Source organism: Paraburkholderia bannensis NBRC 103871 (assembly GCF_000685015.1).
GTDB classification, from domain to species: domain Bacteria; phylum Pseudomonadota; class Gammaproteobacteria; order Burkholderiales; family Burkholderiaceae; genus Paraburkholderia; species Paraburkholderia bannensis.
Map to the genome: position 1 here is coordinate 92,451 of NZ_BAYA01000007.1, position 13,396 is coordinate 105,846.

Here is a 13,396-nt window from a genome sequence, read left to right on the forward strand (position 1 = left end):
GGAACGCCTCGATGTCCGCTCCGATCGCCAACGTCAGGCCGCAGCCGGATCAGGTTCTCGTCGACATCGTCGACTACGTCCTGAGCGGCCTGGCCGACGACGGAACCGACAGCGCGCTCGCGCTGTCGACGGCGCGGCATTGCCTGATCGACACGCTCGGCTGCGGACTCGAAGCGCTTTCCTACCCTGCCTGCACCAAGCTGCTGGGCCCGATCGTGCCTGGCACGATCGTCCCGCACGGCGCAAAGGTGCCCGGCACACCCTTCCAGCTCGACCCGGTTCAGGCCGCCTTCAATATCGGCGCGATGATCCGTTGGCTCGACTTCAACGACACCTGGCTTGCCGCCGAGTGGGGGCATCCGTCGGATAATCTGGGCGCGATCCTCGCGACCGCCGACTGGCTCTCGCGCACGGCCGTAGCGCACGGCAAGCCGCCGCTCACCATGAGGCACGTGCTTGAAGCCATGGTGAAGGCGCACGAGATCCAGGGCTGCATCGCGCTGGAAAACTCGTTCAACCAGGTCGGTCTCGACCACGTTCTGCTCGTCAAGCTCGCCTCGACCGCCGTGGCCGGGCAGATGCTCGGTCTCACACGCGACGAACTCATCAATGCGGTCTCGCTCGCGATGGTCGACGGCCAGGCGCTGCGCACCTATCGCCACGCCCCCAACACCGGCTCGCGCAAGTCGTGGGCAGCGGGCGACGCCACCTCGCGCGGCGTGAGGCTCGCGCTGATGGCGAAGACCGGCGAGATGGGCTACCCGTCGGCGCTCACGACGAAGACCTGGGGCTTCTACGACGTCTCGTTCAAGGGCCAGCCGTTCAGGTTCCAGCGCCCGTACGGCACGTACGTGATGGAAAACGTGCTGTTCAAGATTGCGTTCCCCGCCGAATTCCACGCGCAGACCGCTGCCGAAGCCGCGATGACGCTGCACGGCCAGCTCGCGCAACAAGGCAAGACGGCTGAGGACATCAAGCGGATCACGATACGCACGCACGCCGCGGCGATGCGCATCATCGACAAGACCGGGCCGCTCGCGAACCCCGCCGACCGCGACCACTGCATCCAGTACATGGTCGCCGTGCCGCTGCTGTTCGGCCGCCTCAGCGCCGCCGACTACGAAGACGAGGTCGCCCGCGACCCGCGCATCGACGCCCTGCGCGCGAAGTCGGTCTGCGTCGAAGACCCGCAGTTCACGAAGGATTACCACGACCCCGCGAAGCGTTCGATCGCGAATGCGCTCACCGTCGAACTGAACGATGGCACAACGCTGCCGGAGATTGTGGTCGAATACCCGATCGGCCATCGCCGCCGCCGCGACGAAGGTATCCCGCTGTTGATCGGGAAGTTCAAGGCCAACCTCGCACGCCGTTTCCCCGCGAAGCAGCAGCAGGCGATTCTCGATGTCTCGCTTGATGCGGCACGGCTCGACGCCATGCCGGTGAACGAGTACGTCGACTTGTATGTGATCTGAGCAATCAGTCAGCTTTCAGCAACCGCAGCTACGTGTAGTAAAGAGTAAAGCGTCATTTCCGCGATTAAACGAAGGAAAACACCATGGCCCACAATCTCCACAAAACGCTAAAGGAATTCGACAGCGGTTCCGGCAAAGGTAAGTTCTACTCGCTGCCGCAACTCGGCAAGCAGCTCGGCGTGAAGATCGATCGCCTGCCGGTTTCGATCCGTCTCGTGCTCGAATCCGTGCTGCGCAACTACGACGGCAAGAAGATCGCGGAAGAGCACATCGAGCAACTCGCGAACTGGAAGCCCAACGCGTCGCGCGTCGATGAAATCCCGTTCGTCGTCGCCCGCGTCGTGCTGCAGGATTTCACCGGCGTGCCGCTGCTCGCCGACATCGCGGCCATGCGCGGCGTGGCCAAGCAGGTCGGCAAGGATCCGAAGGTCATCGAGCCGCTGGTGCCGGTGGATCTGGTCGTCGACCACTCGGTGCAGATCGACTACTTCCGCCAGAAGGACGCGCTCGACCTGAACATGAAGCTGGAATTCCAGCGCAACAACGAGCGCTACCAGTTCATGAAGTGGGGCATGCAGGCGTTCGACACGTTCAAGGTCGTGCCGCCGGGCATCGGCATCGTCCACCAGGTGAACCTGGAATACCTCGCGCGCGGCGTGCACAAGAAGGCTGAAGGCGGCGATACGGTCTACTACCCGGACACGCTGGTCGGCACCGACTCGCACACCACGATGATCAACGGCATCGGCGTGGTGGGCTGGGGCGTGGGCGGCATCGAAGCCGAAGCCGGCATGCTCGGCCAGCCGGTGTACTTCCTCACGCCGGACGTGGTGGGCGTCGAGCTGAAGGGCAAGCTGCGCGAAGGCTGCACGGCCACCGACCTCGTGCTGACCATCACCGAAATGCTGCGCAAGGAGAAGGTCGTCGGCAAGTTCGTCGAGTTCTTCGGCGAAGGCACGGCGTCGCTGTCGCTGCCGGACCGCGCGACGATCGGCAACATGGCGCCGGAGTACGGCGCGACGATGGGCTTCTTCCCGGTCGACGAAAAGACCATCGACTACTTCAAGGGCACGGGCCGCACGCAAGCCGAAATCTCCGCCTTCGAGAACTACTTCAAGGCGCAGGAACTGTTCGGCATCCCGAAGGCCGGCGAGATCGACTACACGAAGACGCTGGTGCTCGACCTCGCGACGGTTGCGCCGTCGCTGGCCGGCCCGAAGCGCCCGCAGGACCGCATCGAAATCGGCAACGTGAAGTCGACCTTCACCGACCTGTTCTCGAAGCCGGTCGCGGAAAACGGTTTCAACAAGAAGGCCGACGACCTGGCCGCCGAATACGCAGTGACCGACAAGGTCAACCTGCATAACGGCGACGTGCTGATCGCCGCGATCACGTCGTGCACGAACACGTCGAACCCGTCGGTGCTGCTGGCCGCCGGCCTGCTCGCGAAGAAGGCCGTGGAAGCGGGCCTGACGGTCGCACCGCACATCAAGACGTCGCTCGCGCCGGGGTCTCGCATCGTCACGGAATACCTGACGAAGACGGGCCTGCTGCCCTACCTGTCGAAGCTCGGCTTCGAACTCGCGGCTTACGGCTGCACGACCTGTATCGGCAACGCGGGCGACCTGACGCCGGAGCTGAACGAGTCGATCGTCAAGAACGACGTCGTCGCGGCTGCGGTGCTCTCGGGCAACCGTAACTTCGAAGCGCGTATTCACCCGAACATCCGTGCGAACTTCCTGGCTTCGCCGCCGCTGGTGGTCGCTTACGCGATCGCGGGCAACATCACGCGCGACCTGATGACGGAACCGGTCGGCCAGGGCAAGGGCGGCCGCGACATCTACCTCGGCGACATCTGGCCGACGAGCGACGAAGTCAACGCGCTGCTCAAGTTCGCGCTGGACGCGGACGTCTACCAGAAGAACTACAGCCAGCTCACGAAGAAGGGCGACCTGTGGAGCAAGATCGAGGGCGAGGAAGGCCAGGTCTACGACTGGCCGAAGTCGACCTATATCGCCGAACCGCCGTTCTTCGGCGCGGACTTCTCGATGACGCCGTCGTCGGAAGTCGCTGAAGTCAAGGGCGCGCGCGCGCTCGGCATCTTCGGCGACTCGGTCACGACCGACCACATCAGCCCGGCCGGCTCGATCAAGGAAGACTCGCCCGCAGGCAAGTGGCTCAAGGAAAACGGCGTGCAGAAGGCCGATTTCAACAGCTACGGCTCGCGCCGCGGCAACCACGACGTCATGATGCGCGGCACGTTCGCTAACGTGCGGATCAAGAACCTGATGATCCCGGCGAAGGCCGACGGCACGCGCGTCGAAGGCGGCCTGACGATCCACCAGCCGAGCGGCGAACAGCTCTCGATCTACGACGCAGCGATGAAGTACATCGACGCCGGCACGCCGACGATGGTGTTCGCAGGCGAAGAGTACGGCACGGGCTCGTCGCGCGACTGGGCCGCCAAGGGCACGCAGCTGCTGGGCGTGAAGGCCGTGGTCGCACGCAGCTTCGAGCGCATCCACCGCTCGAACCTGGTCGGCATGGGCGTGCTGCCGTTGCAGTTCAAGGGCTCGGACAGCGTGCAGTCGCTCGGCCTGACCGGCGAGGAAACCTTCGACATCGAAGGCCTCACGGACGACTTCAAGCCGCAGCAAGACCTGACGCTCGTGATCCACCACAAGGACGGCAAGGATCAGCGCGTGCAGGTGCTGCTGCGCATCGACACGCCGATCGAAGTCGACTACTACAAGCACGGCGGCATCCTGCCGTTCGTGCTGCGCTCGCTGCTGGCAGCGTAAGCAAGGCGTTTTTTGCAGGTGCCGCGCCCGGCAACGGGTGCGGTCACACTTGGAGCCCGGCGCAAGTCGGGCTTTTTTTTCGCGTTGCGACGGATTTTTGATGGGCGTAAGGTGAAATCGCCTCTTGAGAACAGGCGAGCCTTATGAACCCCGGTCTACGGACGGCGTCCCGACCGGGATTTTTTTTGGATGCTTCGGGGAGTCGCGCGCCGCCTGAAAATCGGGCGCAGCGGGAAGAATTCGGTAAATGACGGATCACCGAATGAGGAGTTCGGCATCGCCCCAGCCAGAGCTAGACCCGTCACAAGCAGCATTATCGGGCCTCGCTTCCGATGCGTCATTAGCACAAGCCGCAAGAATCCATTACAGATATTGTCAAGATGCCGGGACGCGTCCTGTGGTCGCAGTTCTAGCGGCTGGCAGCGGCAGGATCCGCTTCCGCTAACATGGTGGTTTCGTCCACGCCGCCTCCCCTGCTTTGCCCACTTACACCCTCGCCTCAACCGTCAGCGCGGAGCTGGATATCCGCAAGAGCCGCTTTATCGGCCTGGCGATCCCGGTTGCCGACCGCGACGCGGCCATGCTCGAACTGCGCCGCCTGCGCGACGAACACCCCACCGCCACGCATGTCTGCTGGGCGCTGCTCGCGGGCGGCCAGTCCGGCATGTCCGACGACGGCGAACCCTCGGGCACCGCAGGGCGGCCGATCCTCGAAGTGCTGCGCCATCACGACCTGGACGGCGTGCTGGCCGCCGTGGTGCGTTATTACGGCGGCGTGAAACTGGGCGCGGGCGGCCTCGTGCGCGCCTACACCGACGCCATTGCGAGCGCGCTACAAGACGCGCCGCGCGTCGAGCGCGTGGCACAGGCGCGGCTCACGGTGGAAGTGGGCTATCCCGAAGAAACCCATGTGCGCCATTGGATCGAGCAGGCGCAATACACGCTCGTGGACAGCCGCTACACCATGACCGTGCGGCTCACCATCCAGTTGCCCGCGACCGCCGTGGACGCCGCGCGCGCCGCGCTGCGCGACCTCACCCAGGGACGCGCGGGCTTTCCCGAGCACGAGTGAGCAAGACTGGGCACGACTGGGCTGTGGGGCGATGCCTCGCCACGCTTGCAAACGTAGCGTTCGATAGCGTGCAAAAGCGCGCGCAAAAAAAAGCCGTCGATAAAGATCGACGGCTTAACAGGGGACGTGAAGAACAACCGCGAATCGACTATCGAATCGATCCGACGCACCCATCATGGCCCCGCAAAATTAAGGCAAACTTAAACGCGCGCAAAAGCGCGTGAAATCTTCCCTGACCGCGCGTGACGCGTGCTCGCTGAAAGCGCAGAATCCGTCGATCGCTATAATCGATTCGAGTCTGATTCGAGTCGGCCGGTGGGCAGCAAGCGATGACGAGCCTGCCGGTTGTCGTCCACGGGGAAGAACCGCCATGATTTTCGATCGACTGAGAGCCGGCGCCGGCGCAGAACGACGCCATCGTGTCTGGAGCAAACTGCGCATACTCGTTGCCGCCATTGGCACGCTGGGCTCGGCAACCGGCATTGCCATCGCCGTGATCGGCCTCGTGGAATTCAATCACGCGAAGGTCGTGGCGGGCGTACTCGTGATTATTTTTTCGACCGCCGTGTACGTATCGATACTGGCGCGCGACCGCAATCGCGTCGACTAGTGCCTGGCGTTGTGCTTCGCGCCTGGCTCCAATAACGCAAGCGCGCCCACTGGGAGGCGCGCCTGCCTGTGTTACTCCACGCGTGCGCCGTTGCGCGTCACTTCTACGGCCGTCGCGCCCACATAATCGGCGCGAATGTTGTCACCCACCTTCAGCTTTTCGATCGGCACGTCCTGCGGCACGCCCACCACGACCGTGCGCGTCGGGCCGCGCAGCGTCACCTTGCGATGTTTGCGATCGATCTTCTGCACCGTCGCCACCACCTGGACAGAGCGCGCGGTGGCCACCACGCCGCCTGAAGCGGGCACCTCCGCGGTTGTTTCAACGCGCGCGCGAATGCCCTTGGTGTCGACCTTGTCGGCACGCAGCAGCAGCGCTTCCTTGTAGACGATGTTGACCTGGTCGCCCGGCGCGAGCTTGCTGACGTCGCCGACGGCCGGATCCACCGCCACCGTCACCTGCTTGCCCTGCGGGCCACGCAACGTCGCGGAATTGGTTGCAGGATCCACGCTCACCACTTTCGCAACGGTCTGCACCTCGCCGGTTTGCAGCACCCCGACAGGCGCACTCGCAGCGGCATCGGGCGCCGATGCGGTCTGCGCGTAAAGCGGCGCCGAAATGGCAAGTGCAGTCAACATCGCGCTCACGCGCAGCATGTAAACGGAACGATCGCTGGCTCTCATGGCAGGCTTCCCTCGGAATAGATGTTGTCGAAACAAATAATTGCCACGCATAACTAACTAATTAAGCAGTTCTGGAATCCGGCACTCAAATCGTCTTCACTCATGCTTCATGCAATGCAGGCGCGAGCACGGCGTTGCGATAGTGGTCGTACACGCGCTCGCGCTCCTCGCTGGCGAGCTGGCGCTTCTCCGTGAGCTTGAGCATGCGATGCCGGTCTGCACCGAGCGTGGCGTAATAACGCTCCGAATGCAGGCGCCTGAAGCGTGTATAGAAGTCGGGGCCGGGCAGGCCCGAATCGGTCGCGAGCAACGAAGCGTAATCGGCCACGTGCGGCTCGCACAATGCAGCCGCCGCGGTTTCGAGCATCTCGTAGCGCTCGCGCAGCGGCACCTCCTGCGCGAACAGCGCGTGAAATGCGCCATAGGGCACGAGCCCGCGCCGGCCAGCCGCCCGTCGCAGCATCCGTTCAACCTTGTCGTCGAGTTCCTTGTTCATCCCCAATAGCCGTCAAGCGGTTCGCAGCGAGGTCGTGGATCGGATCACGGGATCACGATACCGGCCTTGCCCGTCCCGTCGGTTGAACGATAACCGGACTGCATAACAAGCCATAACTGCGCATAAACACGCATAGCGAAATGCGCAATTAAGCGAATCCGGCAAACCTGTTTATCCGAATCGACAAGCGTGCTTAATTCCATTCATACCGATTCGGAAAAGGCATTCTGCACAAATTTTCCGATTCGATCTCTTTAAGTGTGCCATTGCTGTGCATTCGCCACGTTAAAAAGGATTGCAAACGTTATAAAGTTTGCCGATTGGGTCTGATCATTACGCAAATACCCCCCTGAACCCGGCATTGTTGAGTGAACCGGACACGATCATTTTTTCCGATAGACCAGGAAAAACGCTAAGTCAAGCAGACTATTTTTCCGCCAGCTATACACAATCCATACAAAAACAATTATTAATATCCGCTGCGGGACAACCTGGGCCACGTGCCAGTGAAGCACTCCGGGCAATACCGCAAGCGCCCCGCGTGGGCGCCTCGTTTCGCCGTCCGCGATGGCCCCGCATTACGCAACAGACGTGCAGGACCGTAGCAAGCGACTAGACCCGCATGCACTGAGAGGGTTGACTGGAGCGGCGCTTCCGTAAGCCGCATGACCGGAATCTTTCGTTGACGAGTGATCACATGCTTACCAGAACCGAGAACTTGCCAAGCGTCGCGCGCCGAATGGCTGCCGGCCAGATGTTGGTGGATGGTGCGACGGTGAATGCCGTGGCCGACTCCTTGCACCTCTCCGCCCAGACGGTGCGCCGTTACAAAACCATCGTCGAGGACGGCGGGCTCACTGCGCTTCAGCAGATGAGCGTGGGCGGCCGTCCATCGGTACTCGACCAGGCCGCATTAGGCTGGATCGCAGGCGCGTTGCACGGCTCCGCCCGTGAGCACGGCTTCCCCAGCGACGCCTGGACCAACAGCCGCGTGCGCGAACTGATCGGCAGGCAATTTGGCGTGCATTATTCGCGCGTCTATACCTGGCAGATCGTGTCGAACCTGGGGCTGGGGCACCGCCTGTCGAAATCGGCGCGCTAAAGGCGCGCAGTTCAGGCCGCAGGCGGCACGAGCGCCTCGCCGGCCCATTCTTTCGCACGTACCTGGTTGCGCCCCGCCGACTTCGCTTCGTAAAGAAGCACGTCGGCGGCGGCCAGCAATTGCGCGCCGCTGCCGCCGTCGCTGGCTGAGCCATGCACCGGCGGCGCGCAGCTCGCACAGCCCACGCTCACCGTGACCCGGCCATAGCGCGAACCGCTATGCGAGAGATTGGCCGCCTCCACGCGACGCCGGATCTTTTCGGCGATCTTGCGCGCGTCTTCCAGCGGCGTACCGGGCAGCACGACCGCGAACTCTTCGCCGCCGTAACGCGCCGTCATGTCCGATGCGCGCCGCGTGCCCGAGGCGATGCGTTCGGCCACTAGCGCGAGCACTTCGTCGCCCGCGGCGTGGCCGTAGGTGTCGTTGAAGTTCTTGAAGTGGTCGATATCGAAGAACAGCACCGCAAGCGGCTGTTGCGAGCGCACTGCGCGCCGCCATTCGCCAATCAGGCGTTCATCAAGCGCGCGACGGTTCGCGAGGCCCGTTAGCGGGTCGGTCAGCGCGAGGCGCTGCAACGCCGCTTGCGCGAGCATCTTGTCGCGCAGGGCGAAAGCCAGGATCCATGACACCGCGACCCACGCGCCGCCAAACATCGTCGTCATCGCCAGCGCGAACCACGAGCGGCGCCGCCAGCTAGCAAGAATATCGTCGACGGCAGGCGCCACGCCCACGATGATCGGCAGCTTGCCCACGTGCGCGTAGGTATAGACGCGCTCCACGCCGTCCGCCTCCGAATGGGCCGTGAAGGTTCCCGCGTCGTGCTGCGAGATGACCCGGTAGTTGTGCCAGCTCGCATAATTCGCGCCGATGCCCAGCGGCATCATCGGCTTGCTCGCGAGCAGCGTGCCGTCCTGCATGATGATGAAGACGCCGCCACGCTGCCCCACGTCGATGCGCTCGACCAGTTGCTGGAAATACTCGACCCGCACGCCGAGCAGCGCGGCACCCGCGAACGCCCCATCGGGCGCATCGATGCGCCGTGACAGTCCGATCGACAGCACGCCCTGGCGCAGCCTGGATAGATAGGGCTTCGAAATAAACAGCCCTGCATGAGGATCGCGTTGCTGCGCAACGAAGTAGTCGCGATCGGCAAACGATATGCCGGGCGCCAGCACGCCGCTTTGCGAAGCCTTCACATGCCCTTGTGCATCCAGCACATACGCGCCGCCCAGATACGAGGCCGCCGTCGCACGGTCGAACAGCATGCGCTGGCGCAGCGCGTCGGGCAGCCCCCAGGTCTGCGCCTGCTGTGCGCCCGAGACCACCGCATGCAGCGAGAGATCGTAAAGCTCGACATTGCGCGCGATATCGCTTGAGACGATCCGCACGATGTTCGACGAATTCTCGGCGGCATGGCGCAGTTCCTCGGCGCGGCCGTCGTAGAGCGCGGCATAGGTCAGTCCCGCCATCACCGTGGCGGTCATCGTGCCGGCCCACGCCGCAAAAAAAGGATATTCGCCGATCAGCCCGGTGACATCCTTGCCGCGCGCGAACAGCCAGCGCCGGGCCCGCAGCCGCCAGCCCGCAGCGAACGCGCGCCCGGACGGCTCCTGCGCCGCCTCCTGTTCATCGATAGGACGATCCGCCAAGTACGCAATCCTCCGACAAAACGCCGCTCGTTGCGGCCTTTTTTACCGTTTGCGCCAGTCCTTCGGCACGGCTTGCACGCCGATGTCATCAATCCGTCACGCATGCTCCGCATGATCGGGAGCGTTGCTTTCACCGCCGCTTTCGAAGCGGTTTCGACTGAACAAATCCCCCTGTTGTCCTCTCACACCCGCTACACACAGGAGCCTGCTCGTCATGCCGGATCTTTCCCTGTCACCGCAGCCGGGCGCCGCGCCCGCGCGCGGTCGTAACGCGAGCCTGCTCGTTTTCCTGCTTGTCATCGCCGCCGGCGCCGTCTACGTAGGCATGCATCTCGCCGACGATCTCTCACCCGTGCGCGAAAGCTCCGCCTTGCCCTGGCTGCTGCTCGGCTTTGCCCTGCTGATCGCGCTGGGCTTCGAATTCGTGAACGGCTTCCACGATACCGCGAATGCCGTTGCGACCGTCATCTACACGCATTCGCTGTCGCCCAATCTCGCCGTGATCTGGTCGGGCGCGTGGAACTTCCTCGGCGTGCTGACTTCGACCGGGGCCGTGGCCTTCGGCATCCTGCAGTTGCTGCCTGTCGAACTGATCCTGCAAGTGGGCAGCAGCGCGGGCTTCGCCATGGTGTTCGCGCTGCTGATCGCCGCCATCATCTGGAACCTGGGCACGTGGTATTTCGGCCTGCCGTCGTCGAGCTCGCACACGCTGATTGGCTCGATCATCGGCGTGGGCCTGATGAACCAGATGATGCACGGCGCCAACGGCACGAGCGGCGTGGACTGGAGCCAGGCGATGGGCGTCGGCAAGTCGCTGCTGTTCTCGCCGATCGTGGGCTTCCTGCTGGCCGCGCTGCTGCTGCTCGTGCTCAAGGCGCTCGTGAAGGTGCCGGCGCTCTATAGCGAGCCCAAGGGCAACGAGCCGCCGCCGTTCTGGATCCGCGCGCTGCTGATCCTCACCTGCACGGGCGTCTCGTTCGCGCATGGCTCGAACGACGGCCAGAAGGGCATGGGTCTCATCATGCTGATCCTGATTGGCACGGTGCCGACGGCTTACGCGCTCAACAAGGCCGTGACGCCCGCCGAGACGCAGACCTTCATCGCCGTCGCCCACGAAGCCGCGAACACGCTGAACAAGTACGCGAACGGCGTGGCCGCCCCCGCCGATGCGCGCGCGGAAGTGGAGCGCTTTGTCGGCTCGCGCACGCAAACGCCCGCCACGGTGCCCGCGCTCGCCGCGCTGTCCAACCAGGTGGGCGAACAGGTTGGCGGCTACGGATCGATCTCGCAGGTGCCGCAATCGGTGGTCGATAACGTGCGCAACAACATGTACCTGACTTCCGAAGCGATCCGCCTGATGGACAAGTCGAAGCAGCCCGCCTTCTCGCCCGCTGACGCCAAGGCCATCGACAACTTCAAGGCGCAAACCGATCACGCGACCAAGTTCATCCCGACGTGGGTGAAGGTGGCGGTGGCGATCGCGCTGGGCCTGGGCACGATGGTGGGCTGGAAGCGCATCGTCGTGACGGTGGGCGAACGCATCGGCAAGACGCACCTGACCTACGGCCAGGGCGCGAGCGCCGAACTCGTTGCGATGGCAACGATTGGCGCCGCCGACGTCTACGGCCTGCCGGTCTCGACCACGCACGTCCTGTCCTCGGGCGTGGCGGGCACGATGGCCGCGAACGGCTCGGGCCTGCAATGGAACACGGTGCGCAGCCTCGTGCTCGCCTGGGTGCTCACGCTGCCGGTGTCGATCGCCCTGGCTGGCGCGCTGTACTGGGTGTTCCGCCACGTGTTCTGACCTGCCCCGGCCGGGTCGGCCAGGTCGGCCGGGATCGGTGCAATAAAAAAAGCCGCGTCTCTTAAGGAGGCGCGGCTTTTTTCGTTGCGATGACAACGAGATCAGTAAAGCTCCGGCACGAACATGTTTTCCGGCACCGGCTGGCGAATATAGTCCGGATGATGCACGCGCGCGGGCAGCGTCACCTGCGGATGCTCGATCTCGTGATACGGCACCTGGCTGAGCAGGTGGCTGATGCAGTTCAGGCGCGCGCGCTTCTTGTCGACGCCCTGCACGACCCACCACGGCGCTTCCGGAATATGCGAGCGTTGCAGCATCGCTTCCTTGACGTGCGTGTACGCTTCCCAGCGGCGACGGCTTTCGAGATCCATCGGCGAAAGCTTCCACTGCTTGAGCGGATCGTCGATCCGGCTCTGGAAGCGCACTTCCTGCTCGTCGTCGGTAATCGAGAACCAGTACTTGACGATCTGGATGCCGCTGCGCACCAGCATCTTTTCGAATTCCGGCACCGAGCGGAAGAACTCTTCGTACTCGTCGTCGGAGCAGAAGTTCATCACGCGCTCGACGCCCGCGCGGTTGTACCAGCTACGGTCGAACAGCACCATTTCGCCGCCCGCCGGCAGATGCTGGACATAGCGCTGGAAATACCACTGCGTGCGCTCGCGGTTGTTCGGCGCGGGCAGCGCGGCCACGCGGCACATCCGCGGGTTCAGGCGCTGCGTGATGCGCTTGATGACGCCGCCCTTGCCCGCCGCATCGCGACCTTCGAAGATCACGACGAGCCGGTGGCCCGTGCTGACGATCCAGTCCTGCATCTTCACGAGTTCGCCTTGCAGGCGGATCAGCTCGCGGAAATAGACGCGGCGCAGCGCGCGCGCTTCGTCGCTGATTTCGAGCCCGCCGTCCTGCCGACGGTCGTCGATTTCCATTTCGAGCTCTTCGTCGTAGGCGTCGATGAGTTCTTCGTTGAGACGGCGACGGCGCTCGCGTTCGGCTTCCGCGCTGTCCTCTAGCCCTGCGCGATCCATTTCGTTCATGGCGACTCTCCTCTTTCGATGAATGGCAACCCGCGGCGCTCGCGCTTCGCGTGCATCCCGGCATCGGATGTATCGCGCGCAGACGGACACGGCCACGCGCCACTATCGGCGCTACGGGTGTCACACATATTTCAAATGCATGAATGCGGGCCATACGACCCGATCGACTGCAAACTGCCTCAACCCAGCGGTCTGGCGAAGCTCAATTCATGGCCATCCGGATCGAGCACATGGAAATAACGCTCGCCCCACGGCGCATCCTGCGGTGCGAATTCAGGCGTGAGGCCCGCTGCGACGACCTGCTCGTAAAAGGCGTCGACATCCGAGACATACAAAATCACGCGGCCCCAGCCGTCGACCTTGCCGTGCGGCCCTTCAAGCAGGTTCAGGAAGCACGCCGGCCCGATCTCGCCCAGCACGAACGACGCAAATCCAGCAATCGACGGGCCAGGTTTGTGTGCGAAACCCAGCGCCTCGTAAAAGCGCACCGAACGCGCCATGTCGCTCACGGTGAGCGTCACGGCGCTCAGGGATTCGATACGCGCGGTGGGCGGGTTCATGGCCTTGCCTCCTTGTTGTCGGTTTGTCGTGCCGGCCCCTTCGCCTCATCGCGTCTCGTTCAGGCCGTATTCCTGCCGACTTTAGCAGTCTTTGCCCGCTATAAGCC

The 13,396-nt window shown here is 63.7% G+C and carries 11 protein-coding genes; 6 read left to right on the forward strand and 5 right to left on the reverse strand.

All coding sequences use genetic code 11. The features are described 5' to 3' along the window. Positions 1 to 11: 11 nt before the first annotated feature. The 4 genes from BBA01S_RS13715 (at position 12) to BBA01S_RS48085 (ending at position 5,958) form a co-directional block, all read left to right on the forward strand. Positions 12 to 1,475 (forward strand): bifunctional 2-methylcitrate dehydratase/aconitate hydratase, encoded by a 1,464-nt coding sequence (locus tag BBA01S_RS13715; RefSeq protein WP_027816958.1) that lies wholly within the window; start codon positions 12 to 14, stop codon positions 1,473 to 1,475. 83 nt (positions 1,476 to 1,558) lie between these two features. Continuing rightward, a complete protein-coding gene (acnA, locus tag BBA01S_RS13720) occupies positions 1,559 to 4,276 on the forward strand; it encodes an aconitate hydratase AcnA (protein ID WP_027816959.1) in 2,718 nt (905 codons plus the stop codon). Positions 4,277 to 4,754: 478 nt separating this feature from the next. Beyond that, entirely contained in the window at positions 4,755 to 5,348 is a 594-nt protein-coding gene (locus BBA01S_RS13725; RefSeq protein WP_027816960.1) for an IMPACT family protein, read from the forward strand. Between the two features lie 220 nt (positions 5,349 to 5,568). Further along, on the forward strand, positions 5,569 to 5,958 hold the full coding sequence (locus BBA01S_RS48085; RefSeq protein ID WP_245641494.1) for a hypothetical protein: 390 nt from the start codon (positions 5,569 to 5,571) through the stop codon (positions 5,956 to 5,958). 71 nt (positions 5,959 to 6,029) lie between these two features. Here the strand turns inward: BBA01S_RS48085 and BBA01S_RS13735 are convergent, their stop codons facing one another. Both BBA01S_RS13735 and BBA01S_RS41155 read right to left on the reverse strand, forming a co-directional pair. Next, positions 6,030 to 6,641 carry a hypothetical protein gene (locus BBA01S_RS13735; protein ID WP_027816962.1) on the reverse strand — a complete coding sequence of 204 codons (612 nt, stop codon included), beginning with the start codon at positions 6,639 to 6,641 and terminating at the stop codon, positions 6,030 to 6,032. A 100-nt stretch (positions 6,642 to 6,741) separates the two neighbouring features. Next, positions 6,742 to 7,137, reverse strand: a complete 396-nt coding sequence (locus tag BBA01S_RS41155; RefSeq protein ID WP_042297064.1) for a hypothetical protein — start codon at positions 7,135 to 7,137, stop codon at positions 6,742 to 6,744. A 697-nt stretch (positions 7,138 to 7,834) separates the two neighbouring features. On the opposite strand from BBA01S_RS41155, the gene BBA01S_RS13745 reads away from it, so the two are divergent. Then, a complete protein-coding gene (locus BBA01S_RS13745) occupies positions 7,835 to 8,239 on the forward strand; it encodes a helix-turn-helix domain-containing protein (protein WP_027816963.1) in 405 nt (134 codons plus the stop codon). A gap of 11 nt (positions 8,240 to 8,250) precedes the next feature. Here BBA01S_RS13745 and BBA01S_RS13750 read toward each other — a convergent pair whose 3' ends face one another. Next, on the reverse strand, positions 8,251 to 9,888 hold the full coding sequence (locus tag BBA01S_RS13750; protein WP_245641495.1) for a GGDEF domain-containing protein: 1,638 nt from the start codon (positions 9,886 to 9,888) through the stop codon (positions 8,251 to 8,253). 214 nt (positions 9,889 to 10,102) lie between these two features. Here BBA01S_RS13750 and BBA01S_RS13755 point away from each other — a divergent pair, with 214 nt between their 5' ends. After that, positions 10,103 to 11,692 carry an inorganic phosphate transporter gene (locus tag BBA01S_RS13755; RefSeq protein WP_027816965.1) on the forward strand — a complete coding sequence of 530 codons (1,590 nt, stop codon included), beginning with the start codon at positions 10,103 to 10,105 and terminating at the stop codon, positions 11,690 to 11,692. Between the two features lie 101 nt (positions 11,693 to 11,793). Here BBA01S_RS13755 and ppk2 read toward each other — a convergent pair whose 3' ends face one another. After that, positions 11,794 to 12,720 (reverse strand): polyphosphate kinase 2, encoded by a 927-nt coding sequence (ppk2, locus tag BBA01S_RS13760; RefSeq protein ID WP_027816966.1) that lies wholly within the window; start codon positions 12,718 to 12,720, stop codon positions 11,794 to 11,796. A 188-nt stretch (positions 12,721 to 12,908) separates the two neighbouring features. Next, positions 12,909 to 13,289, reverse strand: a complete 381-nt coding sequence (locus BBA01S_RS13765; RefSeq protein ID WP_027816967.1) for a VOC family protein — start codon at positions 13,287 to 13,289, stop codon at positions 12,909 to 12,911. Positions 13,290 to 13,396 lie beyond the last annotated feature (107 nt).

Coding starts and splice junctions, on each gene's coding strand:
- BBA01S_RS13715 (WP_027816958.1), top strand. CDS start 12: ATGTCCGCTCCGATCGCCAACGTCAGGCCGCAGCCGGATCAGGTTCTC.
- BBA01S_RS13735 (WP_027816962.1), bottom strand. CDS start 6,641: ATGAGAGCCAGCGATCGTTCCGTTTACATGCTGCGCGTGAGCGCGATG.
- BBA01S_RS41155 (WP_042297064.1), bottom strand. CDS start 7,137: ATGAACAAGGAACTCGACGACAAGGTTGAACGGATGCTGCGACGGGCG.
- BBA01S_RS13745 (WP_027816963.1), top strand. CDS start 7,835: ATGCTTACCAGAACCGAGAACTTGCCAAGCGTCGCGCGCCGAATGGCT.
- acnA (WP_027816959.1), top strand. CDS start 1,559: ATGGCCCACAATCTCCACAAAACGCTAAAGGAATTCGACAGCGGTTCC.
- BBA01S_RS13765 (WP_027816967.1), bottom strand. CDS start 13,289: ATGAACCCGCCCACCGCGCGTATCGAATCCCTGAGCGCCGTGACGCTC.
- ppk2 (WP_027816966.1), bottom strand. CDS start 12,720: ATGGATCGCGCAGGGCTAGAGGACAGCGCGGAAGCCGAACGCGAGCGC.
- BBA01S_RS13755 (WP_027816965.1), top strand. CDS start 10,103: ATGCCGGATCTTTCCCTGTCACCGCAGCCGGGCGCCGCGCCCGCGCGC.